The 19,001-nt window shown below is 50.6% G+C and carries 22 protein-coding genes and 1 pseudogene; 18 read left to right on the forward strand and 5 right to left on the reverse strand.

Annotation, left to right across the window (positions count from 1 at the left end):
• Nucleotides 1-3: 3 nt before the first annotated feature.
• The 3 genes from Q7T66_RS15660 to Q7T66_RS15670 all read left to right on the forward strand — a co-directional run bounded on the left by Q7T66_RS15660 (nucleotide 4) and on the right by Q7T66_RS15670 (nucleotide 962).
• A complete protein-coding gene (locus Q7T66_RS15660; RefSeq protein ID WP_304934037.1) occupies nucleotides 4-240 on the forward strand; it encodes a hypothetical protein in 237 nt (78 codons plus the stop codon).
• A gap of 55 nt (nucleotides 241-295) precedes the next feature.
• Entirely contained in the window at nucleotides 296-493 is a 198-nt protein-coding gene (locus Q7T66_RS15665) for a hypothetical protein (protein ID WP_304934038.1), read from the forward strand.
• A 286-nt stretch (nucleotides 494-779) separates the two neighbouring features.
• Nucleotides 780-962: a hypothetical protein gene (locus Q7T66_RS15670; RefSeq protein WP_112990429.1), complete on the forward strand. Its 183-nt coding sequence runs from the start codon at nucleotides 780-782 to the stop codon at nucleotides 960-962.
• 184 nt (nucleotides 963-1,146) lie between these two features.
• Here the strand turns inward: Q7T66_RS15670 and Q7T66_RS15675 are convergent, their stop codons facing one another.
• Nucleotides 1,147-1,356 (reverse strand): hypothetical protein, encoded by a 210-nt coding sequence (locus Q7T66_RS15675; RefSeq protein WP_304934039.1) that lies wholly within the window; start codon nucleotides 1,354-1,356, stop codon nucleotides 1,147-1,149.
• Nucleotides 1,357-1,575: 219 nt separating this feature from the next.
• Between Q7T66_RS15675 and Q7T66_RS15680 the strand changes: the two genes are divergently transcribed.
• The gene (locus Q7T66_RS15680) at nucleotides 1,576-1,776 is read left to right on the forward strand and encodes a hypothetical protein (RefSeq protein ID WP_304934040.1); all 201 of its coding nucleotides are present in this window, start codon (nucleotides 1,576-1,578) and stop codon (nucleotides 1,774-1,776) included.
• Between the two features lie 155 nt (nucleotides 1,777-1,931).
• Here the strand turns inward: Q7T66_RS15680 and Q7T66_RS15685 are convergent, their stop codons facing one another.
• A complete protein-coding gene (locus Q7T66_RS15685) occupies nucleotides 1,932-3,134 on the reverse strand; it encodes an NAD-dependent formate dehydrogenase (RefSeq protein WP_304934041.1) in 1,203 nt (400 codons plus the stop codon).
• 137 nt (nucleotides 3,135-3,271) lie between these two features.
• The gene (locus Q7T66_RS15690; protein ID WP_304934042.1) at nucleotides 3,272-4,210 is read right to left on the reverse strand and encodes a LysR family transcriptional regulator; all 939 of its coding nucleotides are present in this window, start codon (nucleotides 4,208-4,210) and stop codon (nucleotides 3,272-3,274) included.
• A 281-nt stretch (nucleotides 4,211-4,491) separates the two neighbouring features.
• Here Q7T66_RS15690 and Q7T66_RS15695 point away from each other — a divergent pair, with 281 nt between their 5' ends.
• The 4 genes from Q7T66_RS15695 to modC are packed head-to-tail and all read left to right on the forward strand — an operon-like array spanning nucleotide 4,492 to nucleotide 7,865.
• Nucleotides 4,492-5,286, forward strand: a complete 795-nt coding sequence (locus tag Q7T66_RS15695) for a TOBE domain-containing protein (protein WP_304934043.1) — start codon at nucleotides 4,492-4,494, stop codon at nucleotides 5,284-5,286.
• Nucleotides 5,287-5,337: 51 nt separating this feature from the next.
• Entirely contained in the window at nucleotides 5,338-6,093 is a 756-nt protein-coding gene (gene modA, locus Q7T66_RS15700; protein ID WP_304934044.1) for a molybdate ABC transporter substrate-binding protein, read from the forward strand.
• A gap of 12 nt (nucleotides 6,094-6,105) precedes the next feature.
• The gene (modB, locus tag Q7T66_RS15705) at nucleotides 6,106-6,780 is read left to right on the forward strand and encodes a molybdate ABC transporter permease subunit (RefSeq protein WP_304934045.1); all 675 of its coding nucleotides are present in this window, start codon (nucleotides 6,106-6,108) and stop codon (nucleotides 6,778-6,780) included.
• Nucleotides 6,777-7,865, forward strand: coding sequence for a molybdenum ABC transporter ATP-binding protein (gene modC / locus Q7T66_RS15710; RefSeq protein WP_304934046.1), 1,089 nt, complete (start codon nucleotides 6,777-6,779; stop codon nucleotides 7,863-7,865). Before modB ends, modC begins: the two co-directional genes overlap by 4 nt.
• Nucleotides 7,866-7,911: 46 nt before the next feature.
• Here modC and Q7T66_RS15715 read toward each other — a convergent pair whose 3' ends face one another.
• A complete protein-coding gene (locus Q7T66_RS15715; RefSeq protein WP_304934047.1) occupies nucleotides 7,912-9,033 on the reverse strand; it encodes a substrate-binding domain-containing protein in 1,122 nt (373 codons plus the stop codon).
• 241 nt (nucleotides 9,034-9,274) lie between these two features.
• Here Q7T66_RS15715 and Q7T66_RS15720 point away from each other — a divergent pair, with 241 nt between their 5' ends.
• The 7 genes from Q7T66_RS15720 (at nucleotide 9,275) to Q7T66_RS15750 (ending at nucleotide 17,029) form a co-directional block, all read left to right on the forward strand.
• Complete coding sequence (locus tag Q7T66_RS15720; protein WP_304934048.1) at nucleotides 9,275-9,754, forward strand: formate dehydrogenase subunit gamma; 480 nt, start codon at nucleotides 9,275-9,277, stop codon at nucleotides 9,752-9,754.
• Complete coding sequence (locus Q7T66_RS15725) at nucleotides 9,751-11,331, forward strand: NADH-quinone oxidoreductase subunit NuoF (RefSeq protein WP_304934049.1); 1,581 nt, start codon at nucleotides 9,751-9,753, stop codon at nucleotides 11,329-11,331. The genes Q7T66_RS15720 and Q7T66_RS15725 overlap by 4 nt, the downstream gene beginning before the upstream one ends.
• A gap of 31 nt (nucleotides 11,332-11,362) precedes the next feature.
• Entirely contained in the window at nucleotides 11,363-14,233 is a 2,871-nt protein-coding gene (fdhF, locus tag Q7T66_RS15730; protein WP_304934050.1) for a formate dehydrogenase subunit alpha, read from the forward strand.
• A 19-nt stretch (nucleotides 14,234-14,252) separates the two neighbouring features.
• Entirely contained in the window at nucleotides 14,253-15,083 is an 831-nt protein-coding gene (fdhD, locus tag Q7T66_RS15735; RefSeq protein WP_304934051.1) for a formate dehydrogenase accessory sulfurtransferase FdhD, read from the forward strand.
• 11 nt (nucleotides 15,084-15,094) lie between these two features.
• On the forward strand, nucleotides 15,095-15,319 hold the full coding sequence (locus Q7T66_RS15740) for a formate dehydrogenase subunit delta (RefSeq protein WP_304934052.1): 225 nt from the start codon (nucleotides 15,095-15,097) through the stop codon (nucleotides 15,317-15,319).
• 97 nt (nucleotides 15,320-15,416) lie between these two features.
• Nucleotides 15,417-16,229, forward strand: a complete 813-nt coding sequence (locus Q7T66_RS15745) for a substrate-binding domain-containing protein (RefSeq protein WP_304934053.1) — start codon at nucleotides 15,417-15,419, stop codon at nucleotides 16,227-16,229.
• A gap of 407 nt (nucleotides 16,230-16,636) precedes the next feature.
• Nucleotides 16,637-17,029: a hypothetical protein gene (locus Q7T66_RS15750; RefSeq protein ID WP_304934054.1), complete on the forward strand. Its 393-nt coding sequence runs from the start codon at nucleotides 16,637-16,639 to the stop codon at nucleotides 17,027-17,029.
• A 210-nt stretch (nucleotides 17,030-17,239) separates the two neighbouring features.
• On the opposite strand, the gene Q7T66_RS15755 is transcribed toward Q7T66_RS15750, so the two are convergent.
• Complete coding sequence (locus tag Q7T66_RS15755; protein WP_304934055.1) at nucleotides 17,240-17,689, reverse strand: helix-turn-helix domain-containing protein; 450 nt, start codon at nucleotides 17,687-17,689, stop codon at nucleotides 17,240-17,242.
• A 36-nt stretch (nucleotides 17,690-17,725) separates the two neighbouring features.
• On the opposite strand from Q7T66_RS15755, the gene Q7T66_RS15760 reads away from it, so the two are divergent.
• The 3 genes and pseudogenes from Q7T66_RS15760 to Q7T66_RS15770 form a co-directional block, all read left to right on the forward strand.
• On the forward strand, nucleotides 17,726-17,959 hold the full coding sequence (locus tag Q7T66_RS15760) for a hypothetical protein (RefSeq protein ID WP_304934056.1): 234 nt from the start codon (nucleotides 17,726-17,728) through the stop codon (nucleotides 17,957-17,959).
• Between the two features lie 19 nt (nucleotides 17,960-17,978).
• Entirely contained in the window at nucleotides 17,979-18,440 is a 462-nt protein-coding gene (locus tag Q7T66_RS15765; RefSeq protein ID WP_304934057.1) for a zinc ribbon domain-containing protein, read from the forward strand.
• A 122-nt stretch (nucleotides 18,441-18,562) separates the two neighbouring features.
• Nucleotides 18,563-19,001: pseudogene (locus tag Q7T66_RS15770) on the forward strand (hypothetical protein); the annotation flags it as partial.

Here is a 19,001-nt window from a genome sequence, read left to right on the forward strand (position 1 = left end):
ATCATGTCTACATCATTCGCGCTGTATCGCAAAGCAAATCAAATCGCTCAATCGAACCCAGAATTGGCCGCTGAACTGCGTTTGCGCGCATTCGAACAGAAATCAGTTATTGCTGCGGTTGTAGTGACACAAGCTGCGCCTGTTATTTCGCGCGCTGCTTTGTTCAGCAAAGCAAACAGCATTGCTCAAGCAAAACCGCAAGTCGCTTCGCAAATGCGCTTTCAAGCGGCTTACGCTTAACGCAACAGCAACACAATTCGTTGAACGCGAATTAACATTTATTGGATTAATTTTAATGCGACCTTTAGTACGCAACCTCCATGCCAGTTACATCGCATATATGTTGCAGTGGTCGCCGCGTTTGCAAGAGTTATCCGCCGCGATGCTGATGAACGGCAGCGGTGGTTTGACCAGCATAGTGCTTGCAAAAGTATTGCGACCTGGTGTCGCGCGCATCACCGCTCGGATAGCGAAACGTTGTTCAGCGTCTTAAGTGACTGCTTAGCAAAGTTGAACTGTAATCAGAGCTGCAATAGCGAACAAAGTTTTTACCGCGTCTCCTCTTCCCCTCTCAAGGAAGGTTTTAAGCCCCGCAGCCGAAGTCTAGCGGGGCTTTTTTTCGTCTAGTGCTTGGGCTTTGTGTTGCGCGAGTCCGCTATTTTTTCATCGGTCGTGATAAAGACCTTAATTTGGTGCAAAATACACTAACGTGTTCGTTTAAATGCTTACCGGTTTTTCGGTAGCAGTGATGTTGATACTTAACTACGGAGTCAAGCAACTTGGGCCGTCTCATTAAAAACAACTACACCAATATCGCATTGTTGAAAGACCTGATGACAACGCCGCCAATGACGGCGAAACAACATGCGGAGATCATGCGCAAACGCATCGCACATCGCAGGATGGTGGAAGAAGCGAAAGAATTGAAAACGGCCAGCGAAGATGTTTTCGAAGGCCTGTAAATAAGAAGCGCGGAATTCCGCGCTTCTTTCATTTCTAGTATCCACTTTTTGGCATTCTTCTCGGGACGTTTCTTAACCCGAAATATCCATGCACCAAACGTATTTCGATAAGTGCGTTTATTGTCCTGTTCTATCTCGAAGATGCACGCGGAGCCGTCTTGCTAACGATGAGCTTAGGCCTGTCCTAGTGTGTTGACGCAGTTGCGACTGACACCGATCCAAATTTATTAGCCACCACATCCAAAGTCATCAATGCCTGGATCTCAGGGCTTTTTGAGTAATCTGCGGATTGCTTACCATACGTTGCCTTGTACGCATCTTCTGCAGTAGCACGATTGAACCCGTTGTGTACCAAGGCGGCTACCCAGCGATTACGCCAATAATTTGCACTCATGCTTTCCACTTCCGTTTCAAAAATAAGAAATTAAAAACAAGCCTCTATTCATCGGGCAGAAAATAACAAAACAAGATTCAACATCATCAACGATTCAACGAAAAATCTTGGCCCTACAAACAAAATTATCTTTGTATGCTTCAAGCGCTAGCAATGCTTCCTTTCCTGCTTCTGCCGTGTGACACTATCGATATTGACGAATAAATGAGAGAGCAAGACATGGCGAAGAAAGAAGAAGAACTGGATCCAGAAACACTTGCGCTAATTAACTGGTGCATAGAAGTCGAAGGATTTCTGGTTGCTGCAGGCGCGACTATGGAAGAAGCGCAAGATCATATTGAAGAACAGATCGAATGGTTCACAGATCAATTCTATGATGGCCTGACACCAGAAGAAGCTGCGAAAGAAGCCTTGGCCTGAAGAGCGGTAAATCATCTCCACTGAATTGATTGCCACACCTCAGTTCATTCAAAAATGCAGACCTCGCATTTGCATCAACACAAGATCAAAGTGCAAGATTAAATATCAGCCCGTCGAATTATTGAATTCGACGGGTTATTTTTTGAACGCTTCTATTACGCGACTTTGAACTTGGCAGCTTCTTCCGAGCCTTTGGTTGCGTTGCCGTCACTATATGAGTGCGCGCCGACGCCAGCCAATTTCCCGCCTTGAACAATCAGGTATTCGTCACGGATAGGACGGCCTTCGAAGTAGCATTCCAGGATTTCGCGAGTGCCTGCTGCATAGCGTGTTTGTGCTGTCAGGCTGGTGCCGGAAATATGCGGTGTCATGCCGTGGTGGAGCATGGTGCGCCATGGATGATCTGCCGGCGCTGGTTGTGGGAACCAGACGTCGCCAGCGTAACCAGCCAGTTGACCGCTCTTTAACGCTGCAACGATGGCATCGCGATCGCACAATTTGCCGCGAGCAGTATTGATGATGTACGCGCCGCGCTTGAAGTTCTTCAGCGATTTCTCGTTGATCATGTGTTCTGTTTCTGGATGCAATGGACAATTCAAAGTCACAACGTCGCAGACCTTGGTCAGGCTTTCCAATGTGCTGTGGTAAGTCAGGTTCAACTCTTGTTCCACCGCAGTAGGCAGACGATGTCTATCCATGTAGTGGAGCTTGACGTCGAATGGATGCAACAGACGCAAGACGCGCAAGCCGATACGGCCAGCTGCAACGGTACCGACGCTCATTGCTTCTAGGTCGTATGAGCGCTCGACGCAATCAGCGATGTTCCAGCCGCCGTCGATGACTTGTTTGTACGAAGGGATGTAGTTGCGCACTTGCGCCAGGATCATCATCACAACGTGTTCTGCAACGCTGTGGCTGTTGCAGTAAGTGACTTCGGCAACGGTGATGTTGTGCTTGTTGGCTGCTTGTAAATCTGTGTGATCGGAACCGATACCAGCCGTCACAATCATCTTCAATTTTTTAGCTTTGGCGATACGTTCAGCCGTCATGTATGCAGGCCAGAATGGCTGCGAGATGATGATTTCTGCATCGTGCAATTCTTTGTCGAGGACGCTGTCTGCGCCGTCTTTACTGGAAGTTACAACCAGAGTGTGGCCGTTGGCTTCCAAATATTTACGCAAGCCGAGTTCACCCGATACGCTACCGAGCAACGTACCTGGTTTAAAGTCGATACCTTTTGGTGTCGGCAATGTTTGACCGTCAGGATAAATCGATGGTTGCGCTACGTCGTCGCGCGCATAAGTTGTTGGATAGCCGTTGACTGGGTCGTCATATAAAACGCATAGAACTTTTGCCATGATGCTTCTTCTCCGTAAGATTGCGTGATTGCCGCATAGAATTGAAAACCGCGGGGGGCGCTAAATTTTCTTTCTCTGCAAGCGGACATTGAAATGAATGCCAGCGAAACGATCTTAGGGAGTAAGCGAAATGCGGTCTAATCGTTTGATGTGATGGGCTGATAGCTGCCAGTTATGTACGCATCAAATCGCGACTGCAAATCAATCTGTGCAGCAATAGACCGAGCTGCGGTAACAATAGGTGAGCAAGGATTATGTGACGGAGAAATCATGCCTATCGTACGACTCAACTCAGGCACGATAGGAATAGCGACCATGTCATCACGCAATTCAAACAGACACAATAAACTATGTGGCACCACGCTGAACAAATCCGCGTGGCGAACATGGGAATACAGCGCAAAGGTTGAATCGGTTTCAACCACGACATTTGCTTGTGCATCCGCACGACGAAATGCGGCATCGACGATACGGCGATTTTGCATATGCGATGTCAGCAGACACATCGGTAACTCGGATGCATCTTTCCAGCTGATTTCAGTCTTGTCGCCAATGGCGGATTGATCGCGCGCCAGCAACATATAACGTTCTCTATATAAAGGCTGCACGTGAAAACCATCGAGGCGTTGATCTTCCAGATACGTCAATCCGACATCAAGTTCGAAATCATCCAGCTTGCGCATGATTTCTTCTGTGCTTAAAGATAAAACGAGTTGGCGCAGATCTGCATGCTGCGCGAGGCATGCGCCAGTCAACAGAGAAACAATCGGCATAGTGGTTGGTATCGCCCCTACGCGCAAAGTACCGCTGAGTTTGGCGAGCGACATTGATGCTTCCTGCTTCAGGCCTTCCAGTGCCGCGAGAGTTTGCCGTGCCCAATCGAGGATGCGTTCACCTTCCGGTGTGAAACCTTGAAAGCGCTGGCCACGCTGCACGATGGCGACGCCGAGTTCGGTTTCCAGATTGCGCACAGCGGCCGAGAGTGCTGGCTGCGAGACGCAGCATATTTCTGCGGCGCGCGCGAAGTGTTTTTCTTGTGCGAGCGTGACGAGATAATCGAGTTGGCGTACGAACATAGGCTAGAGTATTTTCAAAGCGGAAGAGACAAAGATGAACTGAAAGTATTCATCCGGCGAACAACAATAATGAAATAGCGGGAAGTTAAAACATCGCCAAAAACTGGTAGCGGCGGATTTACTGTATCCGATTTCATTCGTAATTTTGTCTATGCCCTAAATGCAAAAAGGGTACTCGACAGAAGGGTTATTCTTGCTGGAATTCGTTATGTCGTTAAAAGTAATAACGTGTATGATAGCGACTTTCGCAGCAACCAATTTCTTTTCCAAGTCGAGTATCAATGAGCAAGCCCGAATCCCCCATCAAGCTGGAAGGCTTGTCCAAGTCTCGCGGTAAACGCTGGGATCATTTGGAATTGCTGGAGCGCATAGATGCGTCCGGCTCCATTTCTTCGGCTGCGACCGCGATGGGCATGAGTTACAAGGCGGCATGGCAGGCTGTCGAAGCAATCAACAATCTGTCCCATGAGCCGGTTCTCATTCGTCAGCCCGGTGGGAGCACTGGCGGCGGTACTTGCCTGACCGAATATGGCCGGCGCATGGTCGCAGCCTATCGCCGTCTCGAACAAGAATGGGCAGCAGTGCCGGCAGCACTAGGCCGCACGATGGATGACTTTGATCAGTACTACACTATGAGCCGGAGATTCGATATGCAAACCAGCGCGCGTAACCAGTTTCTGGGCACTGTCACCGCGGTAAAAATGGGTGCGGTTAACGCTGAAGTCATCCTCGACATTGGTCGCGGTGAAGAGCTGGCCGCGATCATCACGAATGACAGCGCCGAGCATTTGGCACTGGAAGTCGGTAGCGAAGCCTATGCCTTGGTGAAAGCACAGTGGATCATTCTCACGGTCGATGAAAACATGAAAACCAGCGCGCGCAATCGCCTGACCGGCACAGTAGTGCGCTGTCAGGAAGGCGCGGTGAATGCAGAAGTCGTGATCGAACTGCCGGGCGGAAAAACCGTTGCGTCTATCATCACCAATGAGAGCGTAAAAGTTCTTGGTCTGAAAGAAGGCGTGCGCGCCTCTGCTTTGATCAAGGCATCGCACATCATTCTGGCCGTTGCATCCTGAAAGTTTTTGTTCCCTTCTTCAACTCGTTTTTAACTTTTCTTCATAGCCATCATGAAAAATATTTCTCGCACATTGATTGCCGGTTTGTTGTCTCTGGGAGTTTCGTTCGCTGTACAAGCTGAAGAAGTGCAAGTCGCTGTTGCGGCTAACTTCACAGCACCGATGAAAGTGATTGCAGCTGATTTCGAAAAAACAACTGGCCATAAAGTCGTGGCGACCTTTGGCGCCACCGGCAAGTTCTACGCACAGATTCAAAACGGCGCACCGTTTGACGTGTTCCTCGCTGCGGATGATGAGACACCGGCAAAACTGGAAAAAGAAAACGGCAGCGTTGCCGGTTCACGCTTCACATACGCAACCGGCAAGCTGGTGTTGTGGTCGGCCAAGCCTGACTACGTCGATGCCAAAGGCGAGATCCTGAAAAAGAACACCTTCGCGCATATCGCATTGGCGACGCCTAAACTGGCACCGTATGGTTTGGCAGCTGAAGAGGCTATGAAAAAATTCGGCGTGTACGATTCCTTGCAACCCAAGTTTGTACAAGGTGAAAGCATCGGTCAAACCTATACATTCGTTGCTACCGGCAACGCAGAACTCGGCTTCGTCGCATTGTCGCAAGTGTATGAAGGCGGCAAAATCAAATCTGGTTCAGGCTGGATCGTTCCTGCGAATTTGCACAATCCAATTCGCCAGGATGCTGTGATTCTGAGCAAAGGTAAAGATAACAAGGCCGCTGCAGAATTCACCAAATATCTGCAATCGGAACCAGTCAAAGCTGTCATCCGCAGCTTCGGCTACGATCTGTAAGCGAGGTCTGTTTTGTTCACCGATGAAAACATCGGCGCGATTGTTCTTACCCTCAAGTTAGCCAGTCTCACCACACTTATCCTCTTGTTGATCGGTACGCCGATCGCGTGGTGGTTGGCACGCACGCGCTCCTGGCTTAAAGGGCCAGTAGGCGCGATGATCGCACTCCCTATCGTTCTTCCCCCTACCGTTATTGGTTTTTATCTGCTGGTGACGATGGGGCCTAATGGTCCGATCGGGCAACTGACGCAGGCACTTGGTATCGGCACTCTGCCCTTCAGTTTTGCTGGCCTTGTAGTCGGCTCGGTTTTTTATTCGATGCCGTTTGTCGTGCAACCGATTCAAAATGCTTTTGAAGCGATAGGCGACAGGCCGCTGGAAGTTGCCGCAACCTTGCGTGCCTCGCCGCTGGATACTTTCTTTAGCGTTACGCTGCCGTTGGCAAAGCCCGGTTATCTAACCGCGATAGTAATGGGCTTTGCGCATACTGTTGGCGAGTTCGGTGTGGTGCTGATGATAGGCGGGAATATCCCGAATCAGACACGTATGATTTCTGTCCAGATTTACGACCACGTGGAAGCACTTGAATATACGCAGGCGCATGGGCTGGCTGCTGGCATGGTGATCTTCTCTATGCTGGTATTGGTCGCCATGTACACATTGAATCCGACGGGAAAGCGCAAATGAGTCTGGTCGTCGATCAAATCAATGCGCGTTTCAAGGTCGGCTACGGCGCATTTTCGCTGGACGTCGATTTGACCTTGCCGGGCCGTGGCGTCAGCGCCCTGTTCGGCACATCGGGCTCAGGCAAGACAACTTGTTTGCGCGTGATTGCAGGGTTGGAGCGCGCAAGCGAAGCCTATCTGGAAGTCAATGGAGAGGTTTGGCAAGACGATGAGCGCGGCATATTTTTGCCTACGTATAAACGCTCGCTGGGTTGCGTTTTTCAAGAGTCCAGTTTATTTGCGCATCTCGATGTAAAACGTAATCTGGAATTTGGCATGCGGCGCATCTCAACGGCATCGCGTCAGGTTTCGCTCGATCAAGCAGTTGCTTTGCTGGATATCGGTCGCTTGATGCAACGCAAGCCGGATAAGTTGTCTGGCGGCGAACGTCATCGTGTCGCCATCGCGCGCGCATTGGCAACCAGTCCACGTATTTTGTTAATGGATGAGCCGCTCGCTGCACTCGATGCAAAACGTAAAAGTGAAATCATGCCGTATCTGGAACGCTTGCATGATGAACTGGATATCCCAATTCTGTACGTCAGTCATTCGCCGGATGAAGTTGCGCGTCTCGCCGATCATCTTGTGCTGCTCGAAAATGGCAAGGTCATCGCGAGCGGTGCCACCAATGATTTGCTGACTCGCCTGGATCTTGATGTGGCGCATGGCGATGCCGCCAGCGCGTTGGTTACTGCGACCATCAGCGCACATGATCCACAATTCCATTTGAGTTCTGCGACGTTCTCAGGCGGCCAGCTTTTGTTGCCGCAACAAAGCGCAACCATTGGTCAGCAAGTGCGGATACGAGTGCAAGCGCGCGATGTGAGTTTGAGTCTGACGCCGCAGCGCGATAGCAGCATTTTGAATATTGTTGCGGCTACGGTGACGGAAATATCAGCTGATGCGGCGGGACAGGTGATGGTCGGGCTGGATGCTAACGGTACACGCTTGTTGGCGCGGATTACCAGCAAGTCATGCGTTGCGATGGATCTGGTGCCGGGCAAAGCGCTGTATGCGCAGATCAAGGGCATCGCTATTCTTAAATAGCTGCTCCAAACCAAGCAGCGGAAATTTCATCCGCTGCTTGGCCAGATTACTTTGCCACGATAGGCTGAGTTTGTGCCGGGGCGGCCGCTGTTCTAACTTGGCCGAATGCTTCCGACAACAACAGAATTTTCCCTGTATCGGTGGAATCGTAGCCCGCCAAACCATTGATCACCTTGCGGAAATAACCCGACTGCACCACGTCGATCACCAGTTGTATCAATGGATCGTCCATGATCGCCAGCGGTAAAGCCAGGAAATAACGTTCGCGTATCAGCGGGATGAAGTCCAGGCTGAAACGATGCGCGGCTGTTTGCACGCCGACACCCACATCTGCCATGCCACTTGCAATAAAAGCCGCGACCGCAGAATGCGTGAATTCGTTGCTTTGATAACCTTCAATATCGAACGGCGAGATATTCGCGCCGGCCAGCATCAACTCCAGCAGCATGCGCGTGCCCGAACCAGCTTGCCGATTGACGAAGCGCACGCCGGGGCGCGTTAGATCGTGCAGTTCTTTGATTTTTTTGGGATTGCCCGGCGCCACAAACATGCCTTGGGTACGTACCGCCAAATGCAGCAGGCAATGCTCGCGTGGGTTCAGCCATTGCGTATAACGCTCAACGGCTTTTTTCTCGAATTCGCCCAGTGGCACATGGAAACCGGCTAGATCACATTCATTGCGTGACAAGGCGGCAACGGCGTCGGTGCTGTTGCGATAGCGCAAATCGACCGGCAGATTGGCTTCTGTTAACTGATGCAACAAGGCATCGACTGCAAAACCGTGGCTGGCGTCAAGACGTAACGGTTTGGTTTTGCCGACGATGGTTTTGCCAATTTCGCTTTCCAGCTCGGACGCAAGACTTTCCAGCGTTGGCGACAAGCGCGCGCGTATGCGTCTATCGGCCCAGATCAGCTTTTCAGCCAAAGGCGTCAAGGTCGTGCCGCGGCCGCGATCGGTATTTAACAAGGACGTGCCGAACATTTTTTCGGCATCGCGCAACAAACCCCAGGAGTAGCGATATGACAAGTCGACCAAGCGCGCGGCTTTGGAAATCGAGCCGGTTTTCTGGATAGACATCAGCAAGCCCAGTAGAACCGCGGTATCAAGCGGCGCGTCTGCCGAACTGTGTGTGATTTCCCAATGGGGATTGATAACGACCTTGAACATATGTAATTAAAAACCTATTAGCGTTGGTGTCGCTTTTTGCGGTTATGCAAAAGATAGCCTATTGAACCGAGACTTTTCGGGTGCTACCTTTCACATGTTGCAAAGGTTCGCCTGCAAACTATATGCTATTAAAAACATATATACAAGATAATTTTTAACAAGGAAGCAGTATGTTTTCGTTCGATTTCACGACCTCGCGGCATGCAGCATTGCCATCGATGTCGTTCACAGGAGCCTCTTTATGAGCACTGAACACACATTCGATGTGGCAGCGATTGAATCCATCATCGCCCAACGTAAAGCGATGCCTGGTGCATTGCTGCCGATTCTGCATGATATCCAGAATGCGATTGGCTATATTCCGCCAACGATGGTCCCGGCGATTGCTGATGGTCTGAATTTGTCGCGTGCAGAAGTGCATGGCGTGATCACATATTATCATTTCTTCCGTCAGCATCCAGCTGGCAAACACGTCGTGCAAATCTGCCGCGCCGAGGCGTGCCAGGCACGTGGTTGCGAGTCGCTGGTTGACCATGCCAAGGAACTGCTCGGTTGCGATTTTCATGAAATCACGGACGACGGCAAGTTTTCGCTGGAAGTTGTTTATTGCCTCGGCCAATGCGCCAGCGGTCCGGCAATTCAGATTGATGACGACTTGTACGCGCGTGTATCGAACGAAAAATTCAACAAGCTGATTCAGGCGAAGCGAGGTGTGCAATGAGCGCAGCGAACACAATCACCATATTTGTCCCGCGTGATTCGACCGCGCTTGCACTTGGTGCCAATGAGACGGCGGCGGCTATCGCCAAAGAAGCGCAAGCACGCGGCATCGACATCAAGCTGGTACGCAATGGTTCGCGCGGCATGTTCTGGCTCGAGCCTATGGTTGAAGTGGCAACCGAGGCTGGTCGTATCGCGTTTGGTCCTATCGAAGATCACGAAGTTGCGGGCTTGTTCGATGCAAATTTCGCCAGTGGAAAAGCAGATGGCCATACCCATGCCAAGTCACTTGGCCTGACCGAAGAACTTCCTTACCTGAAAAAACAAGAACGTCTGCAATTCGCACGCGTTGGCATTACCGATCCGGTTTCGCTGGACGATTACCTGGCGCATGAAGGCTATGTTGGCTTGAAAAAAGCCATCGCCATGGAACCAGCAGCGATTGTTCAGGAAGTCACCGATTCCGGCCTGCGTGGTCGCGGCGGCGCAGCTTTCCCAACCGGCATCAAGTGGAAAACCGTACTCGGCGCTGAAGCCGACCAAAAGTATATTGCGTGCAATGCTGATGAAGGTGATTCGGGCACGTTCTCCGATCGCATGGTGATGGAAGATGATCCATTCATGCTGATCGAAGGCATGACCATCGCTGGTCTTGCCGTCAAAGCAACCGAAGGCTATATCTATGTGCGCTCCGAGTATCCACACTCGATCGCTAATCTGAACGAAGCCATCGTTGCAGCGAATGCAGCCGGTTACCTCGGTGAAAACATTCTGGGTTCGGGCCGCACGTTCAACTTGCAAGTACGTAAAGCTGCTGGTGCATACGTCTGCGGCGAAGAAACTGCGATGCTGGAAAGTATTGAAGGCAAGCGTGGTCTGGTTCGCGCCAAACCGCCACTGCCAGCGCTGCAGGGTCTGTTCGGCAAGCCAACCGTCATCAATAACGTGATCTCACTGTCGGCCGTGCCATTGATTCTGTCACGAGGCGCAACCTTCTACAAAGACTTTGGCATGGGCCGTTCGCGCGGCACCTTGCCTATGCAGTTGGCTGGCAATCTGAAATACGGCGGCCTGGTAGAAAAAGCATTCGGCGTTACCCTGCGCGAATTGTTGTATGACTTTGGCGGTGGTTCAGAATCGGGTCGTCCGATTCGTGCAGTGCAAGTTGGCGGCCCGCTCGGCGCCTACATGCCGGAATCGCTGTTTGATACACCGTTTGACTATGAAGCTTTTGCAGCAGTCGCATCGACCGTCGGTCACGGCGGTCTCGTTGCTTTCGACGATACCGTCGACATGGCCAAACAAGCACGTTATGCAATGCACTTCTGTGCAGCGGAATCGTGCGGCAAATGCACACCGTGCCGGATCGGTTCGACACGTGGTGTTGAAGTAATGGACAAAATCATCGCTAATCAGAATCGGCCTCAGCAAATTCATCTGCTGCGCGACTTGTGCGACGTGATGGTTACGGGATCGCTATGTGCGATGGGCAATATGACACCGTTCCCGGTGTTGTCTGCCCTGAATCACTTCCCAGAAGATTTTGGCGATCAAAAAGCATTAGCCAACGCAGCTTAAGCCTGCACAAGTTAAGAGACTGGAGCGAAACATGAATCAATTAAATGGTATCGATTACGGCACGCCGAAAAGCAAATCCGAAAATCTGGTAACACTGGAAATCGACGGCGTAGAAGTCACCGTGCCGCAAGGCACATCCGTCATGCGTGCAGCGGCAGAAGTCGGCATCAACGTGCCGAAACTGTGTGCTACCGACAGCCTGGAAGCATTCGGCTCATGCCGTCTGTGTCTGGTTGAGATCGAAGGTCGCCGTGGCTACCCTGCATCGTGCACCACACCGGCTGAGGCTGGCATGAAGATCAAAACACAAACGCCTAAACTGGCTGACATTCGCCGTGGCGTGATGGAGTTGTACATCTCCGATCACCCATTGGATTGCCTGACCTGCCCAACCAACGGCAATTGCGAACTGCAAGACATGGCTGGTGTGGTCGGTCTTCGCGACGTACGCTACGGCTACGATGGCGAAAACCATCTGAAGTTGGAAAAAGACGAATCCAATCCTTACTTCACTTACGACGCATCGAAATGTATCGTTTGTAATCGTTGCGTTCGCGCTTGCGAAGAAACACAAGGTACCTTCGCTCTGACTATCGACGGTCGCGGTTTTGCATCGCGCGTGTCGGCAAGTCAGAATGAAGACTTCATCGAATCAGAATGCGTATCTTGCGGTGCTTGCGTTGACGCATGCCCAACAGCGACCTTGACTGAAAAAACCGTCATCATGATGGGCCAAGGCGAACACAGCAAAGTCACCACTTGCGCATATTGCGGTGTTGGTTGCTCGTTCAAAGCCGAAATGAAGGGCAACGAAGTTGTCCGCATGGTGCCAAATCCAGACGGCAAAGCCAACCAAGGTCACGCTTGCGTGAAAGGTCGTTTCGCATGGGGTTATGCAACGCATAAAGACCGCATGTTGAAACCGATGATCCGTAGCAAAATCACCGACCCATGGAAAGAAGTTTCATGGGAAGAAGCGATCAACTACACCGCGTCAGAATTCAAACGCATCCAGGCTAAATACGGCAAGGATTCGATCGGCGGTCTGGTATCTTCACGTTGCACCAACGAAGAAGGCTACCTGGTTCAGAAGTTGGTTCGCGCTGCTTTCGGTAACAACAACGTTGATACCTGCGCACGTGTTTGCCACTCGCCTACAGGCTACGGTCTGAAAGTAACGCTGGGTGAATCAGCTGGTACACAAACGTTTGAATCGGTCATGAAGTCCGATGTCATCGTTGTGATCGGCGCCAACCCGGCGAATGCACATCCAGTATTCGCTTCGCAAATGAAACGTCGTATTCGCCAAGGTGCGAAATTGATCGTTGTCGATCCACGCACAACCGAAATGGTTAAATCGCCGCACGTACAAGCGGAGCACCATTTGAAATTGATGCCGGGTACTAACGTCGCTATCGTCAATGCATTGGCCTACGTCATCCTCAGCGAAAAACTGCACAAGCCAGAGTTCATTGCTGAGCGTTGCGAAACAGCTTCGTTCACAGAATGGGAACACTTCATTCTGCAAGAAGAAAATTCGCCTGAAGCCGTGGAAAAAATCAGCGGTGTACCAGCTGAAGAAATCCGCGCTGCAGCACGCATGTATGCCAACGCCAAAAACGGGGCGATCTATTATGGTCTCGGCGTCACCGAACATGCACAAGGTTCGACCACCGTTATCGGTATCGCCAACTTGGCTATGGCAACCGGCAACATCGGTCGCGAAGGCGTTGGCGTGAATCCACTGCGCGGTCAAAACAACGTGCAGGGTTCGTGCGATATGGGTTCCTTCCCGCACGAATTGCCAGGCTACCGCCACGTTTCGGATTCGACCACACGTGCTGAATTCGAAGCTGCATGGAATTGCGTACTTGATCCAGAACCAGGTCTGCGTATTCCAAACATGTTTGACGCAGCAATGGACGGCACCTTCATGGGCCTGTATTGCCAAGGTGAAGATATTGTTCAATCAGATCCTGATACACAACACGTCACTGCTGCGTTGTCGGCTATGGAATGTATCGTTGTGCAAGATATCTTCTTGAACGAAACCGCAAAATACGCACACGTATTCTTGCCGGGTTCATCCTTCCTGGAAAAAGACGGTACCTTCACCAATGCAGAACGTCGCATCTCGCGCGTGCGCAAAGTGATGCCGCCAAAATCGGGCAAAGGCGATTGGGAAGTTACCTGCATGTTGGCGAACGCATTGGGTTATCCAATGAGCTACAAACATCCACGCGAAATCATGGATGAAATCGCTTCCTTGACACCTACCTTCACCGGTGTGAGCTTCAAGCGTATCGACGAGCTCGGCGGCAGTATTCAATGGCCATGCAACGATGCTGCGCCAGAAGGTACACCGACAATGCACATTGGCGAATTCGTACGCGGCAAAGGTAAATTCATCGATACCAAGTACTTCGGTAGCGGCGAAAAGGTCAACAAGAAATTCCCGTTGATCCTCACCACCGGTCGTATCCTGTCGCAATACAACGTCGGCGCGCAAACTCGGCGTACCGACAACAATATGTGGCACAGCGAAGATCGCCTCGAGATCCATCCGCAAGATGCGCTGGATCGTGGCATTAAGCAAAACGATTGGGTTGGTATCCACTCGCGCGCTGGTGAAACGGTATTGCGTGCTGACATTACGGAAAATATTCAACCAGGCGTGGTCTACACCACGTTCCATTTCCCGGAATCGGGTGCGAACGTGATTACGACCAGCTCGTCAGATTGGGCGACCAACTGTCCTGAGTATAAAGTGACTGCCGTTCAAGTCATGCCGGTTGCTCAGCCTTCGGAATGGCAGCGTACATACAACCGCTTCAATACTCAGCAAGAAGAATTTGCCAGTACGCAAATGATTCCGCGCGAAGTATCGACGGCCGGCAAGTAAGCGTTAATAGAAATATGCGATGAACGACATCTCCAACGAAGAGCGCAGCGCGCTGGTTCGCGTCTCAGTAGAAAAATGGGACGTGGATAGCCGTGAGCTCTGCGAGGATGATGTCGCGGAAGAAGTACCGATCGCGCTGGAATACAACGGCATCTCGCATGCGGTGATGCTGGCTTCGCCTTACGATCTGGAAGACTTCGCGCTCGGTTTTTCTTTGAGCGAAGGAATCTTGAAAGATCGGTCGGAATTGTACGAGTGTGAAATCGTACCCGGCGCGCAAGGTATACAGGTACAGATGCAAATCGCAACGGAACGCTTCGTTACGTTGAAAGACAAGCGTCGCAACCTGACCGGCCGTACCGGCTGCGGATTGTGTGGAGCCGAAACATTGGCACAGGCAGTTCGTCGTCCAGGCGCTGTTACAGGCAGTACCGCGTTTTCCGCTACGCAGATTTATGCTGGCATGAAGTCTATGCAATCCAAGCAGCGTTTGCAGCGTTACACCGGTGCGACACACGCCGCGGCATGGATGAATGCAGATGGCACGATTGATTTGGTGCGTGAAGATATCGGCCGTCACAACGCACTGGATAAATTGATAGGTGCAATGTCGGATCAGAAGCGCGATTTTACGAATGGCGCTGCGCTGATTACCAGCCGCGCCAGTTATGAAATGGTACAGAAGTCAGCAACGATGGGGATAGGTTTTTTGGCGGCGATTTCGGCGCCTACCAGTCTTGCTATTCAATTGGCCGAAGAGTCGAACGTTACGCTAGTCGGATTTGTACGCAGCAACAGTCATGTCGTATACGCACAATCGCATCGCTTGATGCGGGACAAAACAAAGTAAAAGGAAGAAGTATGAGCCACAGTAGCGCAGATCGTTTAGTCACCATGGCAAACCAGATCGGTGATTTCTTTGAAACCATGACAGATCGTGAACAATCACTGAAAGATATCAGTGGTCACTTGAAGCGTTCGTGGGCGCCGCCTATGCGTCGCAAGTTGCTTGAGCATATCGAGCACGGCGGCACCGGCTTGAAAGACATCGTCTTGCAAGCCGTGCAGACTAACAAGATCATCTAGTTTTACGCGTGGGGTTGATGCAATAGATCAACCGCATTAACATGGCTGCGCACAGTAAGTTCGCAGCCATTTTCATTAGTACTCAAGAGGAGAAATCATGTCACGTCGTTCCCTTTTACGTTTCGCTTCGGTCGCTTTGGCCGCCGCACTGGTTACACCATTCGGCTTTGCCCAGCAGATCATCAAGCTGTCGACCACCACCAGCACCGAAAGCTCAGGTTTGCTGCCATACATCCTGCCTGACTTCGAAGCGAAAACCAATTCCAAAGTCCACGTGATTTCAGTTGGTACCGGCAAGGCACTGGAGCTGGCGAAGAATGGCGACGTTGATGTCACTCTGGTGCACGCACGTACTTTGGAAGATAAATTTGTTGCAGAAGGTCATGGCGTTGATCGCCGCGACGTGATGTACAACGACTTCATCATCGTTGGCCCAACCAGCGATCCAGCTGGCATCAAAGGCAGCACCGATGTACTGGCTGCGATGAAAAAAATCGTTGATAGCAAAGCCAAGTTCATTTCGCGCGGTGACAATTCCGGTACCGATGTCATGGAGAAAAAATACTGGAAAGAAGTTGGTTCACAACCGCAAGGCAGCGCTTATGTATCCGCCGGTTTAGGCATGGGTGAAGTGTTGACGATGGCTGCTGAATTGCAGGCATACACCTTGAGCGATCGCGCAACCTACGGCGCTTATCGCGCTAAAACCGGTCTGATCGTTGCAGTACAAGGCGACAAAAAAATGTTCAACCCTTACGGCGTGATTGCAACCAATCCAGCCAAGTACCCAAGCATCAACTACAAAGGCGCGAAGCAGTTAATCGATTACCTGACTTCAGCTGAAGGTCAAAAGAAAATCGCTTCTTACAAAATTGAAGGCGAACAATTGTTCTTCCCTTCAGCAAAATAGTTTTGCATTTGAGCTGTAATTAAGTTACGTTATTCATCACAATGTAAGCAGTTTCAGTTCAACTATTCGTTGAATTGATCGAAGCAAAAAAGCCTGACCAGAAAAGTTTCTGGTCAGGCTTTTTTGCATTACGTAATTGCTTTGCCTATGTGCAGGATGCGGCTCCTGCCGCACAGGATCTGACCAATGTTGCGGTTTTCTGGGTGTATGGATTGTGGTGCTAGAGTGAGGATGCTGAAAAACAATGCATCAAGTGCCACCATCTTTTACTGTTCTTTTCAGAACATGTTCTGTCTCACAAGATGTACTCAAAATCATTCCTAGAAAATTTCAAACACATATAACTTCCATGAGCTACAAGCAGTCTTTCGCTGTAGTGCGTTCATTCAACACAATGAAGGAATCTCATGGAAACTACCCATCTCTACCCGCACGATCCCGAGGAGCCAATGGAGGCTTTTCCACCCTACTCCGCATCTGAAGCGTGTCCGCAGTGTGGATCACATCAGATCGAGACCAAGAATTTTGCTACCAAGGCAGGTTGTGCAATCGGCGCAATTGCTGGCATCGGTGTCACTATCGCTAGCAGTGCAAGAAGCGCACGCGTTGGTGCATCGATCGGCCTCATTGGAGGCCCAGTTGGTGCGACGCTAGGCGGTATCGCTGGTGTTGTACTCGATGCAGTATCTAATGCTGCTGCAGGCTGTGCCACTGGCATTACCGTTGGAAAAATCATCGACAACACTATGCTGCTCAACAATAAATGTCATCACTGTGGACATACATTCAACGCGCACTAAATTTGATGTCTCAAATTAAACGTTATTTACGAAAGGCTTAACCCACGCATGCCATCCAACCGACCTTGTCGGTTGCGATGGCATGGGCTTCTTTATGCTGTAAACACGATTCGCACGAAACTGAAACGAAGACCATGCAGGCCAAGCCCGTGCACGGCTTAGGTAAAGTACTCATGTCATAGCGCCCAACAACTGCACTATTGGAATGAACTACTTCCGAAAAGAAGATGAGAGATTCTCGATTTCCGCGTTGTATCTCTTGATAAAGTCAGAGACCTTGATATCAAGAACCTTTGCAACGTCGAGGAATTCGGGAAAGTCCAGCCGCCGCTCTCCTCGCTCGTACTTTGAAACGAAAGACTGATTCTTACCAAGGCTGTCGGCTACATCCGATTGCAACAGTCCTTTAGCAATACGAGTCTCTTGCAGCATTGTTCGAAACACCGTGTATCGAGGATCGTGGATGGGATTTGGCATCTCATCATTTTCAAACCCATTTTCGGATATCCCAAAACAGGTTTTAGGATATATCATATTGCCAAAAGCAATTCTTTTTATACCCTCACTTTTAACAAAGGAAAAACCATGGTCTTTTGCCGCGGCTGCAGTAAAGAGATTCACGAAAGCGCGCCATCCTGCCCGCAATGCGGTGCGGTTCAAGCAGTAGCCACTAAGTCCGCAGAGGAATCAGGATGGATGGGCATCGTCTCTGCAATTTTCGCTGGCCTAGCATTCCTAGGCAGTGTGGGCGTTGAGGGAGCGCACGATAAGGATGCCATTTTGGGCGTCGTTATTTTAGGAGTGAGCAGCCTGATCCTTGGCGCAATCAGCCTGCAACAACGTAAGCCTCTAAAGACATTAACGATTGTCGCGGTCACCTTTGCCGCACTCGGCCTTCTTATCCTCCTCGGGAATACCCAATCCAACTAACTTCCAACTAAAGGAAAAAATGAGTTCTTTTCTTAACTGCCCGCACTGCTCTCACCAAATTCACGTGAGTGCTCCTGCTTGTCCAAAATGTGGTGCGCCCGCTATCAAGGCAGCTTCACCAACTGTAGCTGTTAGCAATACGGTGGTGTGGATCCTCGCATTTGCACCGTTGATTGGCTTGATTTTGGAAAGCCTTGTGGCTGGTGTACTTGCACAAAACGAATATGAGGCAGCACATGCGATGGCTACTAGTAAGTACTGGTACATCTCGCTAATACTCAATATTGGGCTATCTGCCGGAGAAGACGCCCGATTGAAGCAAGACGGCGTCGATACCTCCAGCTTCGGGAAGTATTTCTTCTTGGTCCCGGTCTTTCTGTGGAAACGCGCGAAAGCGTTCAATCAAAACCCTGCCTACTTCTGGACATGGATAGGCATGTTCGTCTTGACGATGATCCTTGGAATATTCGTCGGAAGATAAAGCGACATTGCGGATACAAGAAAAGCCTATTGCTTATTTCCTTGTATCCGTCACTAACATACTCAGGCTGCTACGCAGCTATTTTCCTAAAGAATAAAAGACACTTTCAGATAAAGGAACAAATGGCCATGACCTCTTGCCACGCCTGCAGTAAAGAAATCCCCGATAGCGCCACGCATTGCCCTGAGTGCGGCGCGCCTCAAGCCGTAAAGCTCACCACACAAACAAAACCGACTATCCCTAAAGCGGTATTAGAGCCACTCCCTGCCGGCGTTCAAGGCTGGTGCTGGGGTGGATTTTTATTGAACGTCATATGGGGTATCCGCTTCAAGGTGTGGTGGGGGCTGTTTGCGCTCATTCCTTTTGTCGGTATTGGCGCCTGCTTTATGCTTGGCTTCAAGGGCCGCGAATTAGCCTGGAGAAAAGGTAGCTGGGCCAGTGTCGAAGAATTCAATAAGTCGCAACGACGGTGGTCCATTGCCGGCGTAGTACTCCTCGTCGCGTCAATTGCAATTAATGTCCTGCTGGGGTTTTACAAAGAGGGGCATAAGACACCGTTAC

It is taken from the genome of Herminiimonas sp., from assembly GCF_030655415.1.